Raw genomic sequence first — 20,549 nt, 5'->3', positions numbered from 1 at the left:
ACATTAAAAGTTAATATATGGAACTAATAAAAAACAAAATAACAGTAGCATAATCACCCAACCGCTAATTTCCCAGCCCCATGCCACATTTCACTTGGCATGGGGCTGGTTAACTCCCACGTTATATTCATAGGCTGGCTGCCGTTGTGGCTTTGGTATTTAACCTTGCCATAGTTTACAAACCCCATGGTTCGGCCGTTTTCGTCTTTGCCTTGTTCGCGCACAAATAACAGGATGGTTTTGCCCGTTTGTTGGTGTTGTAAGTAACTAAGGCCGCGGCCGTTTTCTGGGCGGGCGCTGTTTTGCGTTTGCCAATGAAACAGGGTGGGGCTGATTGCGAAGTCGTGATACAGCGTGGTGGGTGAGTAGGTTTTTTCGCACTTGTTGAGCGTGACGAAAAGCAGCTCTAAGTTCTGGCTTTTAAATTCTAAAACACCTTCACGGGCGGTCGATTTTTTATCAAACGAGTGCGCCCCAAATGCGGCGAGTATTTGTTGGCGTGTGTAGCGGCTGTGTAATTTTATTGCGTGGTTTGGTAAGCACGTTAAATCGCTTTCTTGCTGGTGAATGCGGTTTATTAAAAGCGCGATCACTTGGGCAAGTTCTTGTTGTAGCTTTTTGTGTTTAAGTGCTTGTAAGCTCTGTTCGAGGGTTTTAAACCCTAAACTTGTGCCTGTGGCATCCCAAAAATTGTAATGCGCCATAAGCGCGTACTGTTGGTTTTGCGACGTTGGCGTAAAACTAAAGTCGTTATTACATAAATCACGTAAAAAGCATAAGTAGCTGAGCGAGTTGCAGCCGAGTAATTGGGTGTTGATTGCGCGATAATACGCGGCGTAAATATCGGCTTGCTCGGCAGGTATTTCATCGCCTTTTAGCCAGTGCCAGCCACCGAGCTTTTTATCTTTTGGTTTGTAAATATCTTCAAGCGTGACTTGTGGGTTTATGCGTAAAAAATTACTTAGCGTTAGCGTGTCATTGGTATGTTGCGAATAGCTATTTATCAGCTGCTGTAAACGGCGTTTAGTGTTTATGGCTTGCTGAATGTTTTTTAGAATTGTTTGTTGTGTACGTTTTTGCAGCTCAATACGGCAACCCAGCGGTAAATGTGGGAAGTTGTTTTCGATCTCGGTTTTAATTGGTTGATTACTTTTACCAATTAATGCGCGGAACTTACTGGCAAAGTCGTATTCTGGTCGGGCGTTGCCTACAAAGTCGAGTACGGTACAGCATTGCTTTTGGCTGTTGTCGGGCAGGCGCAGGCCACGGCCTAATTGTTGTAAAAACAGCGTTAGGCTTTCCGTTGGGCGTAAAAATAACAGAGTATCGACCTCTGGAATATCGACCCCTTCGTTAAAAATATCAACTACACACAGTATTTGTATTTCACCTTGTCGCAGTGCTTGTTGTTTGGCTGCGCGCTCATTTGTGTTTCTGCTGGTCAGCACATCGGTGCTTATGCCTGCTAAGTTAAACTTAGATGCCATAAACTCTGCGTGTTTTTGACTTACGCAAAATGCCAACGCTTTAATGTTGTGAACATTAGTCACTATATCAGTAAGGCTGGATATAATTTTGTTAGCGCGGCTGTTCTCGCCTGTATAAAGGTTACTTAATTCGCTTATATCGTAACGGCCACCACGCCATGTTATTTGGCTTAGGTCGGTGTCATCATCTAATCCAAAGTATTGAAATGGGCATAAGTGGCGTTGGTTTATTGCCTCTGGCAAGCGAATTTCAGCGGCTATTACCCCACAAAAATCATCGAGTATATTGGCGCCGTCTTGGCGCTCTGGTGTTGCGGTTAAGCCAAGTAATATTGTGGGCGTAAAGTGATTTAATATAGCGCGATAGCTTGCAGCGCTTACGTGGTGTACTTCGTCTATAACTATGTAATCGTAGTAATCGCTGGTTAAATTGAGCGATTCAATTTGGCTGTTCAGCGTTTGGATTGATGCAAATAATTGGTTGTAACGCTGTGGCTTGTAGTTACCCACCCACAGCTCACCAAAGTCGTTATTTTTAAACACGCCGCGGTAAGCGCTTTGCGCTTGTTTGAGTATTTCTTCGCGGTGGGCTACAAACAAAAAGTGTGCGTTTGGGTTTTTATCGTAAATGGTTTTAAAGTCGAACGCCGATATTATTGTTTTACCTGTGCCGGTTGCGGCAACCACTAAATTTTTAAAGCGATTATGCACGCTACGTTCAACGCTTAGTTTTTCTAAAATAGCGAGTTGATGGTTTTTTGGTGTTATATCAAAATAAAACTGGCTGCTTGCTTGGCCAACACCGCGTTGCTCATTAAGTGAATTTATGAGCTTTTCTTTACATTCAGCTTTGCCAGTAAATAATTCAAAATCTGGCGATTGCCAATAGGTTTCAAAGGTACTTTTGGTTTTAGCTATGATGTGCGGGATTTCTTGCGCGGTAATTTTTAAGTTCCACTCAAGGCCGCTGGTAAGCGCTGAATGCGATAAATTAGACGAACCAATATAACCGGTATGAAAACCCGTATTACGCATAAACAAATATGACTTTGCATGCAAGCGCTCTTGCTGATTGTTGTAACTAAGTTTTACCTCAGTGTTTGGCAAGTTTGCTAAAAACTCCACCGCTTTAGCATCCGTTGCACCCATGTACGAGGTGGTAATTACTTTGAGTTTATTGCCGCTTTTGGTAAACGCTTCAAGCTCATTTTTAAATATGCGCAGCCCCGTCCATTTTATAAATGAAACAAGCCAGTAAATAGTGTCGGACGATTTAATCTCGCGTTTTAGCTCGGTTTCGAGTGAGATCCCAGCATTTGCACCGCTAAATAATTCGCTTTGTGTAAGCCCCGTTAGCGGAAAAATATCGTGAGAGTAATCTTTAAGATTTGCAGCAATGGGATTTTGGGTATTAAACAGTGCAGTAAGAATACGGCCTTGGCTGTCGATAAGGTTTTCGTTGATTAGTTCATCATCGCGGATATGATCTTTAAGCCACAGCACAAGGCTGTTTGCGAGGTTTATTTGCTCGTGCAAACGCTCGCTTGAATTAGGGATTGCATCAATCGCATGTTCAACAAGTTTACCTAAAAAGCGCGAAAGCCACGTAGCCGCTTCAGCCGATTCTAGTTGGCGTTCGCCCACATAAAATTGGTCACGATTTAAATTTTGCTCAATTACTTGCGTAATTAACTGCTCGTAAATACCAATCTGTTGCATTAAATCGCTCCCTGTTTGCGAGCATTCAGTTTACTAAAAAATGCAATGTAAACAAGCATTAACTCATTATTAAATTAAAGACTGCTGCCAAGAAAATTTCCCCGTGACCACACCCGAAATTGAATTAATGATGAGTAATAGCAGCGCATGGATGCGCGTTAAGCGATGCTTACACACGGACGTGTTTCATCGCGTTTGCGTTCATATTATTAATTTAAATTGAGGAAATAGTGTGATCCTCGGGGCGCCGAGAAATTCCAAAGAGAAGTCGGCGATTACTTCTCTTTGGTTGCCGTCGCCAACGCGACATTTACTCGTTAATAAGATAATTAAGAAAGTCTTCTTTTGAAGAAAATACTTTAAATACTTTTGCTATACGATTTTCAGTTTGTGTTAATAACCAATCATATGCTTCTTTTTTATAGCCTTTTCCATCGAAAACAATAACCACAGTTTTCTCTGGTGCATTACTTAATGACTCATAAAAGAATGGGAATTTTTGGTCGACAGAGCCGCTTTGTACTTGTCTATGAGCTTCTATTCTTAATAAGCCTTTAGTTTTATGATGTATCAAAAAAGTACTGTGGCGTGTACTGCCGTACATATCTTGATAGGCTGCACGCTTAATATATTTCTGCTGTTGAGGTTGAGAGTCTGTACATTCAGTAAAGCCAATAGAGGTTAGATCTTCTTCTAGTTCAGTACAAAACTTACGGTTTGATTCTTGTGGCGAGCCTGTGTGTTCATACTTATTTGGTATTTCATCAAATAATGGTAATTGACCATCCATGTAACTTTCTCCTTTATAGTTGAACAATTAACATACTAAAAAAAGGGTAAAAGTCAAAGCAACACCAGCGTTTATATTTTGCTTTATAGAAAATGTTTGAGGAGCAGTGGAGATCCAAGGAGAGAGCAACGCTTTAACGTAGTAAATAACGCCCCTCGGTTGCCGTCGCCAACGCGACTTCTACTTAAATTTGCAATTAAAAATTCCCGCCACAAACTGCTCCAACAATTGCGCTCAGGCATGATTTAACAATTCGCTTAAACTATCTGTTTCTATTTTAGATTCAATCCTCTATATTCACCCTAGGCGCTCAACGGAACACAGCACTCAATTTAGGGATAAATAATGATTAAATGGATTTTATTGATACTACTTTGTCTATTTACTTCTTTCCCGCAAGCGTACGAGCAATACTCGCAAGAACATTGCGATAGTATTGTAAAAGAACGTGAAACAATACGTTCACGGTTGCGTCAAGGCTATAGGGTGAAAGAAGGTGAGCGGTTAAAAGCACGGTTCAAATCTTTATTTGAAGAACTTGCAAAGCATTGTGATAAACCCAAACAAACCAATCGAACACATCAACGCTCTTCGGCTTACAGCTCAAGTAATAATGCATTATTGCGCACGCAGATGCCTAATATGAAATTGCATAGCGACAGCTATAGCGATCCTGAAAAGCTGGCTGCGTGGTCTGAATTTTATACTTTACCAAAGCGCTGCCGTTCAAAAGGCATGCAATCATCCGATTTCGTATGGTGCAGTGAATATCGTGGTGAACAAAAACGCTTATTTGAAGCCCAATGGAAAAAGCGACGATAAAGATGTTGAGCACAAAATGGCGCGTGCTATTTGTATTTATTGTGCTGTTAATTGTAGCGGCACTTATTGCTAACCACCTAACTGGGCGGGTAATCAACTACCATGATCCTATTGGCAGTGTACGGGCTATTTACGAAGATATAAAAGCCGAAATCGAAATAGTTGAAGAAGCAGATCAAACCCTAATTGAACCCTCTGCAGGCTCGTTTACCACTAAAAAAGTAATACAAAACCATTTACCACAAGCCGATACAACGCGTTGTACCGATGTTTCATTAGGTGAAGTTAAATATAAGCGTAATGGCAATATTTACACTTGGACTGATAGCCATGGTGTGCCCCATTTTAGTGATACTAAGCCAGACTTTGCGGTTGAAACACTTGATACTGACATTGTTGAGCCGCTTGATTACTTTGAATTAACGCTACAGGCCGCTAATTTACCGCCGTCGTTTACAGAAAAATTACGGATAAAACTAAATACTGTATTTAAAGTGTATGGCCAAATTATAGGGGCAGATGGATTAAAAAAGGTAAGGTTAAACCTGACCATATTCGCAACGCGAAGTCGTTACGAACAAGCGATTAAACAGCGCGGAGCAGATCCAAGTAATACAGATGGTATATATTTTCATGCTACTAACTCTGCGTTTATATATTATCGAAACGAGCAAAACGCAATGCGCACAGCAATACACGAAGCGGTGCATGCTATAAACAAAGCAATACTAGGCACAACTCCTCGTTGGCTTAATGAAGGGCTGGCTGAATATTTTGAATATACCAACAACAGCATGCAATTAGTCAGCATTGACCCTCACCTAAGTTGGATAAGTAACAAACACATAGCGCAAAGTGTTTTTACTATTAATTGGTTGATAGGTTTAGATAACAAATGGCAAACAGCGGATGACACTAAACTTTATGCGAGCAGTTGGGCGGCGATATATTTTTTAATGGGCTCGAGCAAAGGCAAGCAGTTTTTAAAAAGCGTTATGTTAGCCGAGCAAAATTCACCTTGCAGTAAACTCACTGCTGAAACACTGGAAAGTATGCTGTATCAGCACTTTCCGCAGCTGTCTAAAGACTATAAAACATGGTTAAACAAACCATTTATGAAACATCGTTTTTAAAAAGATATTAAAAGTTGCGCTTTTCACGTCAGCAAACTGTACGCCCACGGTAAAATTTAAAGGACACTACTAAACAACTTTCCCGTGATCACACCCGAAATTGAATTAATGATGAGTAATAGCAGCATGGCGGAATTTTGTTCCCGACAAATTCCAAGTACCTAAATCCTTTTAGGCAATGCGATAAAAGCTCAGCTTAAGGGATGAATTATTAGCAGTAGAACTTAATTGCAAACTGATTGCCCTTTGGTTGCCGGGTAAAGCAGTGAATATACCTAGTATTGTAGAGTACATATTATATATGTTTATGTCTTTCCTATAAGTTATTGTGTTTTATGTGTATGTTGGCATAATTAGCAAAAAAATTTACAAGGAAAGTAGGTGCAATCAACTACTACAAATACAGAATATACTGCTAGCCCTTCTGCTCTTAACGAGCAAAAAAATAACGCTGTACATACCGATGAAAGCAAATACCAATTTGTTCCACTCACTAAGAATGAATCGTCATTTTTAAATAAAAAAAGAAAAAGCTGGAAGTTTGCAAATCCGAAAGATTTATATACTTTTAGGGACCAACCCGTTGGTATTTTTAATCATTTATTGCACATTGTTATTTTTTTAGTTTGTTTATTTTTGCTTATTTCTATTTATTATTTACCTTTTGATCAAGAGTTTATTAATGGGGTGGGTAGCTACAACACGATAACGCCATTTGAACGATTTTCGAGAACTTTATTAGTTGGCTTAATTTTATTCAATTTAAATTCGTTAAGGGTTAATTTAAAGGCATACCCTATTAAACGCTATTGGTTTGCTATGGCAGCTAATTCGTTACTTAAAGTTGTTATTTTAAATATTTACTACTTACTTTTGATATTTTTGAGTATGGCTTTTGTTGGTGCCTCTAAAGGGGTGGATTTATTTAGTGCGCTCGAAATGCTTGAAGATAGCACTAATTATGAACAGTTTTTAATTTTTGATACGTTTATATCGTTTGGCATTATTTGGCATGCCTTTAAGTTTTGTAGAAAGGAGGTTAAGCAGTGAAATATATTATTGTTTTAGCTCTTATCCTAATTTTATATCCTCAGCCTAGTTATGCCAAAAGTGAGTTGCCTTATGGGTGCGATGAGTATTCCAAAGTAGAAGAAAAGAGTTTTGTTTTATTTAATAAAAAACAATTTATAAAGCTTGGAGAATGCGCAGGAGAGGCGTTGGTGAAAGCTAAAAAAATCTATAATATCGCAGCTGCATGCTCAGAGGTGGTTGAAGATAAAAATAGTTTATTAGGTATATTTAGCTTATCGAAGGTTGAAGCAATTAAAATGGGCGTTTGTTTAGGCGCTATTAAGGCAGTTTATAACCGTTACGATAGAGAACTTGTTTTAGTAAATAGTCGTTACCGTAGTACAAAGCGTTATTATAGTTGTAAAAAAGGCATGGCCGCTGTGAATGAACTCGTTGCAAGCGCAAAAGATGAATATTACAAGCGTTCTGAACTAAGAGACATATTGTGCGATAGAGTGTACTAGTATGGCTGAGACAGTTGACACTGAAATTGAACTTATTCCTCAAATTGCAAAGTTATACATCAAACAAAAAGTTTCTGATACGTTACCGAAAGAGCTTCATGATGCGTTAAATAATATATTTACAAAAGGGCATAAAGAATCAACCGATAAGCATGTTTCAAATAGCCGCATGCTTGAATATAGAAAGGCGATTATTGCTTCAAGCTTACCTAATTATGGTAAGCGTGTTGAGCATAGAGTGATTCGTGGTCGACGAGCCTCTATATATAATGCTTTGTGCCTATACACATTAGTTGGCACGGCAGGCACAAAAAAAATATTTCAAGAATACTATGTTAGCAAATCATCAGTTAATAAGCGTGAATTTAAACTGTTAGACCGATTCGCTAAAAAAGAGCTCAGTGCAGAAATGTTGTTTTTTGGGGTATCTCGATCTTCATTTGATAACATTAAAAATAAATTGATTGATAATAACTTTAATTTATTCACTGAACAGCTGCCGTCTCCTTTTCAAAGCTCAAAAACGGGTATTACTGATTTATCTCCTCTGAATGTTCTTTATGATAGGGATGTTAATTGGCATAGTTTCATAGAAAATTATATAAAAGCGGATAAAAAACTTAAGTCTAAAGAGTGCATAGAGGCTAAGAGCATCCTTCAAAATGTAACTGATAAACGTCTACTTCAGCTTCCATTAGTTAAAGAATTAAGTGATAGCATCGATGCTCAAATCAATGAGAATAAAGATGCATGGGAGTATTTACATAATATTTTAAATTAAGTGTTTGTAGTGCTCCGCACAAGTTCATTATTGAACTCAGTTAACCAACTGGAGTTTAATAATGAAATCAATGAATCGTTTACTTAAAACCCTCCCAAAATGTCAATCTGCTCGTTACGTAGCAGAGGCTAAAGATATATATAGTCATCTTTTACAAAGTCATAATTATAGAGATATTGGCGGCCGAAAACTCACTATTGACCCAAGCCTGATACGTTTTAAATTAGGTGATTACCGTTTGATTTTCGTATTCAAAAATGGAACTTTTCAACCTGTGGCATTTATTGCTCGCAAAAATCTTGAATCCTATTTAAAGCGAAGGTGAATAATGTTGTTCACATAATAATTAAATTTAGGAGGCTGTAATGGCTAAAAAAATAAGCCCTGCTGATAATGAAGCAAACCAAAAAAATGCGAATAAAGGTAACGAGGGTGTGAATCAGCAATATGCCAAAGTGCATGGGAATCGCGGTAAGCAATTGAATAAAAATGGAGGTAATAATTAATGGAACAATTAGTAGAAATTAAACCATCGCCTACTTTTCAGTTAAGTAAAAATATATACGAGCAATTACATTCTGCTGTTTGTGTACTGAACTTTGAAAAACTGAAATGGAAATTGACGCAATCAGCTGAAGCAACTTGGAATGATGAGCTGTGTGATTTTGCTGAACTTGAATACCGCAAATTCTTATCACTTAAAAAGTGGTATCCCAAATTATCACTCGTTCCGAGCAAGTTAGTTGATAAGTTTTGGCACGAGCATATTTTAGATACACAAAGTTACACAAATGATTGTGACGTTTTATTCGGTTTTTACTTACATCACTATCCGTATTTTGGAATCTATGGTGATAAAGATCAATCCAAATTACAAAGCTCATTTGATGCAACGGTAGCAGTATATGAGAAGCATTTTGGTGCTTTTCCTACTGCTGAGCTTTATCCAATGGAGTCAGTACAAATGGCACGTTGCGAAGATCATGCATGTCATGTTCCTTCAACTTGTGCATGCCGTGTCCCTGGTGCTTGTAAGTAACTAACTGTAAGAGCTGCTTACTAGGCAGCTCTTTGCCCTTATTTAAGGATTAAAAATGAGTTTAATATTTGCTGTTTTAGTTGATGGAGAAAATGCGTCTTATAACACTTATTCAGCGGTGCTCGACGAAGTTGAAAAATATGGCACGGTGGCAATTAAGTGGGTCTATGCAGATTGGACATCTGTACAACACAGTAACTGGCAGAACATACTACATAAAACAGCCTCTAGTCCCAAACAACAATTTCATTATGGTAAAGATGCTGCTGACTATGCACTGGTGATGGATGCAATTGAGCTTATAAATAATAACCAACGAATTAATGGAGTCTGTATTGTATCAAGTGACGGTGGCTTTTACAGCTTAGCACAGCGGATAAGAGAGAAAGGATTACACATAATGGCTATAGGTAATGAAAGCACGCCAGGGCGGCTTATTAAAGCTTGCCATAATTTTGTATTTTCAAAAAACTTAATAGACAGAGATGACTCAGAAGCTTTTAAAGACTTAAATACATTATTGATTACGGCTTATAAACGTTGTGTACAAAAGAATGAACCTGTTTATTTAGGTGACTTAGGTAGTGCGCTTAAAATGCTCGATTCATCGTTTGATTTTAGAAGTTACAGTGTTGCTAGCTTAAAGGCGCTTATCAAAGAGAAGCCAAATCTTTTTGAAATTGCAGAAGAAAGCCACGACCGCTGCTTTATTAAACTCGCTAAAGAACAGACCCCTAATGCTAAAGGCGGTATGTTTGGTGAGATCCGTATGTTCGATAAAAATCGAGGGTTTGGATTTATCGCCTCAGACTATGGCGATTTTCATTTCAGTGTAAGTAAGTTATCAGGCGGGATTGACCAATATAAAGTGGGCTCGCAAGTTACTTTTTATTGCTCACAAGCAGGTAATAGTGAAAGATTAAACACTAATAAGTGCAAAAGTGTTGAGCAAGTAAATCTTTATTTTTAAAAGCGGTGCATTTCGCGTCAGCAAGTTGTGCGTCTGCATTGATAAAGGCCGCGGATGTGTTCGTTGCCAGTCGCTTGTTGCTCGAAACCGAAATTGGCGTTTAAAATAATCACAGCTAAAACTGGTTTCTACGATTTCAACTTACCAATTAATACAATGAGGCAATTAAGCATGCTATTTGCCTCATTTTTTGAGGCGAATAATGGCGTGAAAGTAACGTAATTTAAAAGCGGTGTTTTTCGCGTCAACAAGCTTAACGGCTATGGTGGTAAAGGCAGCGGGCTTCGAGTGACGAGCAGCGAGCTTGTGCTAAAACCTAGCTCGTAGCCTGAAACCCGCGTTCCAAACAATAAAGCCCCGCCAGGTCAGTCAGCCAGGGCGTTATTTGTGGGCTGATAAGCGCCATTATCTAACGCATCAAAGTAGGCTTGATAAAGACCGTTTTGCTTAAATTTAAGTAATTGCTGATTAAAAATTTCAAGCCGCTGTTTACTGTATTTGTTATTTTTAGGGAACATCATAAAGCTTTGGTTTATGAGTAAAGCTTTGGGATGATGGTTAATAGAGCTAAATAAGTTAGGTAACTTACTGGCCAAGATGTAATAGCCGACGCTTTTTTCTTCGGCAAAGGCGTCAATTCTGCCCATAGCTAAGCGTTTAAAGTTTTGCTCTGTGGTACTTACTCGCGACATATCAAATAGACCCGCTTGTAGTGCTTTATCAAACTCTTCGCCATAGCTGTAAGCAAGCCCACCACCGAGTAATAAGCCTTTTAAATCGTTTAGGTTTTGCCAATCAAAAGGGCGTTTTTTGTGATAAAAAAATACAAAACGCTCGTTTAATACAGGTTCACTGTAAAAATAATCCTCAGTGCGTTGTTGTTCAAACATCCATACGGCGGTGGCTGCGTATTTATCATTAATGGTGTCGTGGTAAGCACGCGGCCAAGGTAAAAAGGTAAAGTTAACCTTAATATTGGCTTGTGCAAATAAGTCGGTGATCAAATGGGCAATTACACCTTGGTGAGGTAATGATTCACTCATAAAAGGGGGCCATTCGCCGGTACTTATATTTAAAGTAGTGGTGTGTGTGGATTGCTCGTCTTTAGGTTGAATTGCTTCAATTGCGTTACTGTAATCACTCACCAAAGCCATCAGAAAAAAAGATGCGGTAAAAATAAGGTATCTTAATTTAGCTGATAACATCACGTGCATATGTATAGTTTACTCCTTCTGAGCCATTAGGTTGAGAGTGGCGCTGTTTAAAAAGTAGGCTATTGTAGTGAGTGAAACTGAATGCACGCTTAAACTATACCAATCCGCAATAATACTTAATCATTTTACGGGGCTAAATATGTCGCTACCTGCGTTAAAAAATTCTTTTTTATAACAACTAAATAGAAAACTTTTGCCTAGCTATCAACGCGTTTTTCCAGCCTCAAAATAGACCACTTAATTAAGCGAATTGGTACTAGATTTAAAGCCACCTTTTAATAAGTACAGCGTACTCTATTATTCTTTTGTTTGCATGTTTTTTGCACGTTCTTCAGCTTCAATTAGTGCTTGTGATTTAGGGGCGCGTTGTTTTTCTTCTATTTTCGGTTTTTGCGGAGAATTTGGATCCCAACTTTCATCAAGCGATAAGTTAGCAAATGGGTTGCTGCTTTGTGGCGGGATATTAGGCTTAGTGGGTTCAACTGGCGATACTTTTACTTGTTCTGGTTTTATCGCACTTTTTTTAGTGGGTAAGGGGGCGTTGGGATCGAAGGTGCGTATTTCAGGCTCTTTAAAGTCGTGCTCGGTAGATGGCATTAACGGTGAGCGCAGTTGTTTAGGCGAATGTAAGTCTGCCTTTGGCTGTTGAGGCGAAATGGGCTCAGCTGCAATAGGTGCTTCTTTTTTAGTCGCTGGTACAGGCTCGCTAGGCTGATTAACCGGCTTGCGCTGTTTTTTGATTGGTTTGGCTTCAGGGTCAAAGTCTCTTACTTGTGGCTCTGCATGCTCGGTGGCATTTTTTATCCGTTCTAAAGTGGCTTTAGCGGCGGCTTCAAACTCTGCGGTATTCGGTACTTGCTTTACTTTAACGGTGCTTACTTCGCTTGCGTCTAACTCGACACTTTCGGTTGTTGTTTTTGGCTCGTTTTTGCTGGTATCAAGAGTCTTAGATTCATCAATAGCAGTACTACTTTGCTTGTCATCGCACTTAGTAGGAGGAGCAGCTAGTGGCATACTGGTTTCAGCAGACGTGTTATTTTGCTTAACATTGCGCAGGCGCATCAATACAACAACTCCAACTATTACCACCAAGAGTAGCGCCACACTGGGTAATACTAGCGACAACATGTTTGATTCTTTAGGGATTGATGAGGCAACGCCTTTAACTTGCTCAGTGGCATTTACAGTAACCGGCATGGCCGTTTGTAAAGGCTCTACCGTGGTTTTTGTGACAGCTGAAGTTGTGTTGCTTTGGGGGGTTGTATCAATGCTAAATTGATCATTTTTTAGAGCATCAGTTTGTTCTGCTATTGTTTTATTGGTTTGCGGCTCATTAGGCTCGGTAGTTGCTGCTGGTTCAGTTGTGTTCTGAGTGCGCTCTGTACTTTGATTGGGCGCTGTTGCTAGTTGCTGTATAAGCGGTGACTTAGCTTGCTCTTGCCCAATGGGGGTTACAACTGATGAAACAGGCTCATTTACTTGCTGTTTAGTAATTTTAGGTTTGGGTTGTTCAATAATAGGTTGCGCTTTAGGCTTTGCCGTTGATTGAGTACGTGTAGCCGGATTGCTGCAGTTTTTTTTGTAGTCGCGAGCAGCGTTACGGTACTTTCGGCTGGTTTTGTCATTGCTGTATTGCTGCATTTCTTGTTTTATAAGAATGCACATCGCTTCGTTGTAAGCGCCACTGCTAGCACTATAAAACAAAGCAAAACAAAAAAATAAGCAACTCAGTAACGGTTTCATAAAACTCAAAAGCGGTTAAGCATCAATGCCCTAATTTTAAGCGCAAAGTAAAAAATTATCTAGGGCTTAGCAATTTCACGATCTGAGCATGGCTTAGTCAATTACCATTAAGCTGCGGTACTCGTCGTAAGCAAATTGGTCGGTCATGCCGCTTATGTAATCTTGGATGAGTCTACATCTGTAATAAAACTCATAAGCCGCAAAGTGGTCGGGCTCTTCTTGCATGGCATTTATGGCGTGCTGATAGCTACTTAAATGTTTTTTAGAGAGCTTTTTAACTAATCGTGACTCTATTAATAAACGGTTGTCGCCATGTAGTGCGCGTTTAAAGTCGTCGCTAGTTAATTGTAGTAATGGCTTATAGCATTCTAGTAGGCCGTTAATAATACGATAGCCTTGTAGTTCGAGCTTTTCGACCTCTTTATGAGAAAATACATGCTCAAGTGCCACTTGTTTAAGGGCTTGGGTTGCAGCATGTAAGTAACTGCGATCTTCTAATAATGCATGATTAAAATCACCATGATAAATTGGCTCTATATTTTCAATAAAGCGTTTTGCGGCATGATTCACTAATGGATGCAGTAACGATACGCGTAAATAAATAAAAAATTCACTATTAAAATTAAAGGGCTGTGCTTGCGCGCGTTCAATAGCGTAATTAATTGCATCATCTACAAAGCTTTGGTGCTGGGTGTCGTTTAAGGCTAAGTTAATTAGCGCTTTTTGATACTGCTTTTTTAATTGCTCGCACAAATGCTGAGTGCTTATTATGTCTTTTTCTACCGCATCTTCTATGTCAGCCAAGCAATAAGAAATATCGTCTGCGGCTTCCATTATGTAACTGGCAGGGTGGCGGCAATGCGGCTCCATTTTTAGCTCTGTTTGTAGTGCTTCTATAAAGCTTTTTTCGCTGTAGTAGTAGCCTACTTTTTTCATAATGTAGTTTTTATTTTGTGGAATATCCTGCTTCGCTAAGCTGGCAGGGCGGGTATACTTTAAAATTGCTGCACTTTGGCTGTAGGTTAAATTTAGGCTGAGCAATGAGTGAATAATACGTATGCCTTGGGCGTTGCCTTCAAAACTGCAAATATCTTGCGCTAAATGTTTAAAAATAATGCCTATACTGCTATTAGCTGTTTGGCAACGCTCAGGCGTAATACTTGCCAAGTTAGCATTAAACCAATTATTAATGGCGGCCTCGCCAAAGTGACCAAACGGCGGGTTACCAATATCGTGCATTAGGCAGGCCATTTCTACTAGGGTTTCTAGCGGGCGTTCTAAGCCGGATAAACCATATTCTTTTTGCTGTTGGTAATTTAGATTGGCAAAAACACGCTGCACGATAAATCGACCAACTTGTTGTACTTCTAATGAGTGAGTAAGACGTGAGCGCACTGCTGCGTTGCGCTCAAGCGGAAATACTTGGGTTTTTTGTTGCAGGCGACGAATGGCTGCGCTGTTAATAATGCGGCCACGATCGCTCTCAAGCGCCATTTGTAAATTGGCCGTCGTGCGCTGCATACGCGCTGGGGTGATTTTGCTGCTGAAGTCGATCATGGCAATCCTTTTATTTTGCACGTTGGGCTCTTATTAAGTGCACAGTTATATTTTTTAGTGAGCCATCTTTAATCTATCAGCATGTATCATAAAGTAACAACTTGCTTTAGTATTATTTTTTATAAAATTAACATACATCTATAGGTGTTTAAAATGAAGTTGTGGATCACAAAGGCAGTCTATTTTTGCCTTTTATTAGGGATGAGTAATGCGTTTGCAGCCAAAGAGCAAACGGTTGTTATGATCTCAATTGACGGCTTGCGTTGGGATTATATTGAAAAGCACGGTGCACCCAATTTAAAAGCAATGGCTGAGCAAGGGGTTAGAGCACAAAAAATGCAGCCAGTTTACCCTACTAAAACGTTCCCAAATCATATTTCGGTGATTACTGGTTTACTACCCGTTAACCACGGTATTGTTGACAATAAATTTTGTGACAAAGCGCGCAATAATCAATGCTACAGCATGGGTAAAGGCCAAAAAGACAGTACTTGGGTACGTGGTACTCCATTATGGAATTTAGTAAAAATGCATGGGCTTAAATCGGCGGTGTATTTTTGGCCTGAGTTGGATGCGCGCTTTAATGGTATGACGCCAGACTACTATTTTCATTATTCCAAACAAGGTAACTACCAAGACAGAATTGACCAAATTGTACAGTGGTTAAGTTTGCCTAAGGCGCAGCGCCCACGTTTTGTAGCCAGTTACTTTTCGCTGGTTGATAGCATAGGGCATGAGTTTGGCCCAGATGCAGTACAAACACGTGACGCCGTTCATAAGTTAGATGCATTAATGGGGCAATTACGTACTCGCTTGAGCAAATTATCTCAGGATATTAATTTAGTCATTGTTTCTGATCATGGCATGGCAAAGGTTGATCCTGAGCAAAGCATTATTGTCAGCAGTTTACCTAAAGATGATAATTTTATTATTGTGAATACCGGACCTCGTTTACTTATTTATACTAAAAGCGATGCTAAAAATGCGGATATTGATGCATATAAAGCACGTTTACAAAAAGCGGCTAAGGGGCGTTATAGTGTTTTAAGTAGTGAGCAGCTTGAAGGCTACCATTATAATAGCGGGAGTAGAGTGGGCGATATTGTGGTGCAAACCAATGCGCCTGCGGTATTTAGTAACGGTACTAAGGCGCCTTATTTAGGTACACATGGCTATGCTTATAGTGATGATATGGCTGCCTCCTTTATAGCAGCAGGTCCTGCGTTTAAAAAAGGTGTAAGTATTGAGCTGGTGAATAATTTAGATATTTATCCTGTGCTTGCCAAAGTAATGGGGTTAACGCTAATGAGTGAAGTAGATAGCGATGGCAAAACTTTACTTCCTGCAATAAAAGCAGGTAATGATTAATCATCAAAAAAGAGCGCCGAGGCGCTCCGCAAGGGAAACTTAATTGGTGTAAATGGGTAATAATTTACCCATTTATTTAATGCTGATTCTTAGAATAAGCTCATTATTTACAATTGAGATTATTTAAAGTTGGCAATACTGGTTTTGGTATCAGTGACGGTACGAATAGCATATGCTTGGTTAGTCACACCAAATGGAATACCGTTTACGCTCCAATTTGGGTTTGAGAAATAATCGTACTGAGTCGCACTACCAAACACATGTGGGTAAGCCATAATACTGGCAAATTCATTTTGTACGCCGTGGCCCATGCCATCAACGTATACACCGCCACTAGTTGCGCCTTGTTTACGAGAGTGTGTCAGGCCTTGATTATGACCTAGTTCATGTACGAATGTTGTAGCACCACAATCAACAGCTGTAATTGAGTACATACGATCGCTCATTGAGCTGTATAAATTGCCATTTGTGCCTTGACCAACCCAAGCAATACCACATGAAATTAAACCGCTACCCGCACTTTGGCCTGTACCTAGTACGGCTACCATGTCTGCTTTCCAATCATTACGTAAACCATTTACATAGCTGCTATTTGTCACGGCGTCTAGCCAATCTTCCGAAGGGGTTATTGCGTGGCTACCTAAGTTTTGAGAGCCCACTAAACGCAGTGTAATATCAACGCCATTTTGGCTATATACTTGATTACTAAAAGCAATAAGCTGGTTAATCTTAGTATTAATATTGCTGGTAGCGGCAGCTGATTGGTCGGTATATAAAATACCGATATCAATTGTTTCTGCTGATACTGTGCTTGCTGCACATAATGCTGTTGCAATAGCGGCTGTTGATATTATTTTTTTCATAGTCGTATTTCCTTTTTTTGTAATTGCAGTTTTACTGCTGTGTCGTCTTTGTTTAGATTAAAAATTAAATAGAGGGTGACTTTTCATCACTGGGTGCAAACGGATCTCCACCATCAGTATTTTTTGACGAGGGTTCACTTACTTGGTGTTCTATATGTGATTTGTATAAGTCACGCTTTGCTGCAATCCAGCCATATTGTCCTTTGCTTTCAAAAACATAGTTACCACTTGGGGCTGTAAATTGACCATATACTGCATCCTTGCCAACGGTTAATATGGTGGTGTGCATTGCTCCATTAGCACCAATCACTTGGCCAACAATACTTTTATCGCCGTTACTTGCACTGGTAACGTTAGTTATTTCAGCGCTGTAGGTTTCTGCGGTTTGCGGTATAGCGAGATCAAAATTATCCCCTGCTTTAAGGGCTTTAAGTGCTGCTAAATTAAATTCTATATAGGCTTCATTTTGTAAATCGGTAGGCAGTACTTTTGCCGCTTTAAGTATTTCTTTGGCCTTAGTTGAAGGCTTATTTATTGCATCAAACGAGTCTTCAGTGTCGGCTAGTTTTTCTTTTAAGGGTTTGACTGTAACAGGGTCTTTACTCATATCAATTGGCAATGGCTTACGTGTTTGTTTTACAAACTCAGAATCAACAGGGACGATGTCTACGGCAATAGGGGCTACTGCCTCCTTATCGATTTTTTTCTGATTCTCAAGCAGCGTATAAATGGCAAATACAGACAAAGGAATAGCGATAATTAAAACAATGTAACGTTTCATCTGTTTCTCTTTTAGGGTAATTAGTGAAATAATTGTTAAGTTTTATATTAAAAATAGGATGAGATCAAATTTAAATTGTAACCATAAAGTGTTAATGGGGTTTTTTATAACTCATTGTAAGTATTTACTTTGCCTTTTTTTGGTATGTGTTTTTAGCTTAAAAATTACGGCTTTTTACAGCAATAATGCGCTCTGCGGCTTGTTTTTAGGTACGCGTTTATTTTTTTAATGGCAATGATTTTGATAGGCAAAAATTGATCAATAAAAAAATTTATTAACGTGATGTTTTTTCATATTCATTATTCAAAATTGCAATGTAAAAATAGGCAAAGTATGTTGTAACGTTAAAGCATGAAATGAGGGAATTATGGCAGGGACTGATCAATTACTTAGTCGCACTATGGCGGGACTTGTTGCCGTTATTATTGGTTTTTCAAGTTCGATAGCATTGATTTACCAAGTGGTGATCACTTTAGGTGGCACACCTGACCTAGTGGCAAGCTGGATATTAATGCTGGGCTTGGTAATGGGCAGTACCTCTATTGTGTTGTCGTTTTATTATAAAGTGCCGATTTTAATTGCATGGTCGACCACAGGGGCTGCACTACTGATTTCAAGTGCTCAAGGCTATAGCTTACATGAAGCCGTGGGCGCATTTATGCTCTCAGCCTTTTTGGTGCTGGTGTCGGGAGTAACCGGGTGGTTTGAAAAAATTATGAACCGTATTCCTAGTGAACTGGCTTGTGCCATGTTAGCGGGAGTATTAGTGACATTTGGCATTGATGTGTTTAACTTTATGAACGATATGCCATTAGTTATTGGTTTAATGGTGGTGGTGTACTTTATTGGTAAGCGCTTTTTTGCCCGTTTTGCGATGCTAAGTGTGTTGCTAGCGGGTATATTTTTAGCCTGGTATGTGGGTAATATCGATACCAGTACCGTGCATTGGCAAGCCAGTAGTTTTGCATATATAGCGCCAAGCTTTAGTTTGCAGGCATTTGTAAGTATAAGCATTCCTTTATACATAGTAACTATGACCTCACAAAACTTACCCGGTTTCGCTATTTTGAAAGCACATAATTATAAAGCGCCTATATCATCGTCATTAACTGTGACCGGGTTAATAAATTGTATGACGGCTCCCTTTGGCACTTATTCCATAAATTTAGCAGCCATAACAGCGGCTATTTGTATGAGCGAAGAGGCTGATAAAGACCCTGATAAACGTTATTGGGCAAGTATTGCTGGTGGCGTGTTTTATATAATTATGGCGCTATGTGCGGCTATGTTAGTGGCAATTGTGGCAAGCTTGCCACAAGCATTGGTGTTAGCGTTGGCGGGTATTGCTTTGTTTGGCACTATTGCCAATAGTTTACAGCAGTCTTTGCATAGTGCTGAATATACTGAAGCGGCTATCATTACTTTTTTAGTCACTGCCTCAGATTTAACTTTATGGTCGGTAGGCTCTGCCTGCTGGGGAATAATAGCCGGGGCAATCACATTAATAGTGACACGTAAGCGCTAAATTAGGTATTAAGTACGGGTATCGGGTGTCGAGCAACGGGTTTAGCACTGTGTGCGCGAGGTAAACTCCCACCTACCGTCAACCACCGCGCTTGGCTAGTGTCTGCCTGAAACCTGAAACCTGAAACCTGAAACCTGAAACCTGAAACCTCGAACCTTTGCTTTAAAGCATTGGCTTTAATACATCGAACATGGCGTCTATATGATCGTCACGATCGTTTAGAGCTGCAATGTATCGGTATTTCTCGCCGCCAGCTTCTTCAAAAATTTCGCGGTTTTCACCTTCTAATTCTTCAAGTGTTTCTAGGCAGTCGGCGCTAAATGCAGGGCTTATAATTGCGATATCTTTAATTCCTTCGCCAGGTAAGCTCTCAAGAGTTGCATCTGTATATGGTTTTAACCATTCAGCTTTACCAAAGCGACTTTGAAAAGTAGTGATCACTTTATCTTTGTCTAGCCCTAGTTTTTCAACCACTAATCGTGTTGTTTGTTGACATAGGCAATGATAAGGGTCGCCATTATCTAAAAACTGTTTAGGCATACCGTGGTATGAAAACACCATTTTTTGTGGCATTCCATGTTTTTCTAAATCTTCACTAATACTATTAGCGAGTGACTCAAGGTACGCTGTATTTTTGTGATACCCGTTTACAAAGTGCAGCTCTGGTACCCAGCGCCATTTTTTTAATACATTGGCAACTGCGTCGAACGTAGAGCCTGTAGTTGGGCTTGAATACTGCGGATAAAGTGGCAGCACAATAATACGGGTTAAACCTTTGTCTCTAAGCTCTTCAAGGCCCGCTTCGATTGATGGGTTACCATAGCGCATCGCCATAACCACTTCGGTGTTGGTATAGCCATGCTGTTTTAATAAGGCATTTAATTTAAGGCTTTGCTGGCGCGTAATATGAGTTAGCGGCGAGCCATTTTCGGTCCATATACTCTTATATAACTTAGCTGAGCGTTTTGGACGAATGCGTAAGATAATGCCATGGAGAATTATCATCCACACAATGCGTGGAATTTCTACAATGCGTGGATCAGATAAAAACTCACGCAAGTAAACACGTAATGCGCTTGCTGTGGGGGCATCTGGGCTGCCTAAGTTGGTCAGTAATATTCCCGTTTTTTGGTTAAAACGCCCGTCGTGGGGATTATCGGTAACGGCAGAAAATCGCGACACGTTGTGCTCCTTCAAGCAAAGTTATTAATTTATTTAAGCC

Annotated in this window: 19 protein-coding genes; 11 read left to right on the top strand and 8 right to left on the bottom strand. The window is 39.6% G+C overall.

Annotation, left to right across the window (positions count from 1 at the left end):
• Positions 1-53: 53 nt before the first annotated feature.
• Both FLM47_RS16610 and FLM47_RS16605 read right to left on the bottom strand, forming a co-directional pair.
• Complete coding sequence (locus FLM47_RS16610; RefSeq protein ID WP_178957012.1) at positions 54-3,206, bottom strand: DUF3427 domain-containing protein; 3,153 nt, start codon at positions 3,204-3,206, stop codon at positions 54-56.
• Between the two features lie 310 nt (positions 3,207-3,516).
• Entirely contained in the window at positions 3,517-3,996 is a 480-nt protein-coding gene (locus FLM47_RS16605; protein WP_178957011.1) for a PD-(D/E)XK nuclease superfamily protein, read from the bottom strand.
• Positions 3,997-4,341: 345 nt separating this feature from the next.
• Between FLM47_RS16605 and FLM47_RS16600 the strand changes: the two genes are divergently transcribed.
• From FLM47_RS16600 to FLM47_RS16560, 9 genes are all read left to right on the top strand, one after another.
• The gene (locus tag FLM47_RS16600) at positions 4,342-4,818 is read left to right on the top strand and encodes a hypothetical protein (RefSeq protein WP_178957010.1); all 477 of its coding nucleotides are present in this window, start codon (positions 4,342-4,344) and stop codon (positions 4,816-4,818) included.
• Positions 4,819-4,820: 2 nt separating this feature from the next.
• On the top strand, positions 4,821-5,951 hold the full coding sequence (locus FLM47_RS16595) for a DUF1570 domain-containing protein (protein WP_178957009.1): 1,131 nt from the start codon (positions 4,821-4,823) through the stop codon (positions 5,949-5,951).
• A gap of 381 nt (positions 5,952-6,332) precedes the next feature.
• Positions 6,333-7,001, top strand: coding sequence for a hypothetical protein (locus FLM47_RS16590; RefSeq protein ID WP_178957008.1), 669 nt, complete (start codon positions 6,333-6,335; stop codon positions 6,999-7,001).
• Entirely contained in the window at positions 6,998-7,486 is a 489-nt protein-coding gene (locus FLM47_RS16585; protein ID WP_178957007.1) for a hypothetical protein, read from the top strand. The genes FLM47_RS16590 and FLM47_RS16585 overlap by 4 nt, the downstream gene beginning before the upstream one ends.
• A gap of 1 nt (position 7,487) precedes the next feature.
• A complete protein-coding gene (locus tag FLM47_RS16580) occupies positions 7,488-8,267 on the top strand; it encodes a hypothetical protein (protein WP_178957006.1) in 780 nt (259 codons plus the stop codon).
• Positions 8,268-8,328: 61 nt separating this feature from the next.
• Positions 8,329-8,592: a hypothetical protein gene (locus tag FLM47_RS16575; protein WP_178957005.1), complete on the top strand. Its 264-nt coding sequence runs from the start codon at positions 8,329-8,331 to the stop codon at positions 8,590-8,592.
• 40 nt (positions 8,593-8,632) lie between these two features.
• Positions 8,633-8,773, top strand: a complete 141-nt coding sequence (locus tag FLM47_RS16570) for a hypothetical protein (protein WP_165489696.1) — start codon at positions 8,633-8,635, stop codon at positions 8,771-8,773.
• Complete coding sequence (locus tag FLM47_RS16565) at positions 8,773-9,306, top strand: hypothetical protein (protein WP_178957004.1); 534 nt, start codon at positions 8,773-8,775, stop codon at positions 9,304-9,306. Before FLM47_RS16570 ends, FLM47_RS16565 begins: the two co-directional genes overlap by 1 nt.
• 55 nt (positions 9,307-9,361) lie before the next feature.
• Positions 9,362-10,276, top strand: coding sequence for an NYN domain-containing protein (locus tag FLM47_RS16560; protein ID WP_178957003.1), 915 nt, complete (start codon positions 9,362-9,364; stop codon positions 10,274-10,276).
• A 365-nt stretch (positions 10,277-10,641) separates the two neighbouring features.
• Here FLM47_RS16560 and FLM47_RS16555 read toward each other — a convergent pair whose 3' ends face one another.
• The 3 genes from FLM47_RS16555 to dgt form a co-directional block, all read right to left on the bottom strand.
• Positions 10,642-11,490 (bottom strand): ABC transporter substrate-binding protein, encoded by an 849-nt coding sequence (locus tag FLM47_RS16555; protein ID WP_178957002.1) that lies wholly within the window; start codon positions 11,488-11,490, stop codon positions 10,642-10,644.
• 297 nt (positions 11,491-11,787) lie between these two features.
• Complete coding sequence (locus tag FLM47_RS16550) at positions 11,788-13,233, bottom strand: hypothetical protein (RefSeq protein ID WP_178957001.1); 1,446 nt, start codon at positions 13,231-13,233, stop codon at positions 11,788-11,790.
• A gap of 93 nt (positions 13,234-13,326) precedes the next feature.
• Positions 13,327-14,790: a dGTPase gene (gene dgt / locus FLM47_RS16545; protein ID WP_138605921.1), complete on the bottom strand. Its 1,464-nt coding sequence runs from the start codon at positions 14,788-14,790 to the stop codon at positions 13,327-13,329.
• 153 nt (positions 14,791-14,943) lie between these two features.
• Here dgt and FLM47_RS16540 point away from each other — a divergent pair, with 153 nt between their 5' ends.
• Positions 14,944-16,158, top strand: coding sequence for an alkaline phosphatase family protein (locus FLM47_RS16540; protein WP_178957000.1), 1,215 nt, complete (start codon positions 14,944-14,946; stop codon positions 16,156-16,158).
• A gap of 119 nt (positions 16,159-16,277) precedes the next feature.
• Here FLM47_RS16540 and FLM47_RS16535 read toward each other — a convergent pair whose 3' ends face one another.
• Positions 16,278-17,021, bottom strand: a complete 744-nt coding sequence (locus tag FLM47_RS16535; protein WP_178956999.1) for a zinc-dependent metalloprotease family protein — start codon at positions 17,019-17,021, stop codon at positions 16,278-16,280.
• A gap of 64 nt (positions 17,022-17,085) precedes the next feature.
• Positions 17,086-17,802, bottom strand: coding sequence for a hypothetical protein (locus FLM47_RS16530; RefSeq protein ID WP_178956998.1), 717 nt, complete (start codon positions 17,800-17,802; stop codon positions 17,086-17,088).
• Positions 17,803-18,169: 367 nt separating this feature from the next.
• On the opposite strand from FLM47_RS16530, the gene FLM47_RS16525 reads away from it, so the two are divergent.
• Entirely contained in the window at positions 18,170-19,327 is a 1,158-nt protein-coding gene (locus FLM47_RS16525; RefSeq protein WP_178956997.1) for a benzoate/H(+) symporter BenE family transporter, read from the top strand.
• A 162-nt stretch (positions 19,328-19,489) separates the two neighbouring features.
• Here FLM47_RS16525 and hemH read toward each other — a convergent pair whose 3' ends face one another.
• Positions 19,490-20,509, bottom strand: a complete 1,020-nt coding sequence (gene hemH / locus FLM47_RS16520; protein ID WP_178956996.1) for a ferrochelatase — start codon at positions 20,507-20,509, stop codon at positions 19,490-19,492.
• Positions 20,510-20,549: the final 40 nt, after the last annotated feature.

Origin of the sequence: Pseudoalteromonas sp. Scap06 (genome assembly GCF_013394165.1) — a bacterium.
In the GTDB taxonomy this organism is placed as follows: domain Bacteria; phylum Pseudomonadota; class Gammaproteobacteria; order Enterobacterales; family Alteromonadaceae; genus Pseudoalteromonas.
Note: the sequence above shows the minus strand (reverse complement) of the source record. Positions and strands in the feature narration are given on the sequence as shown.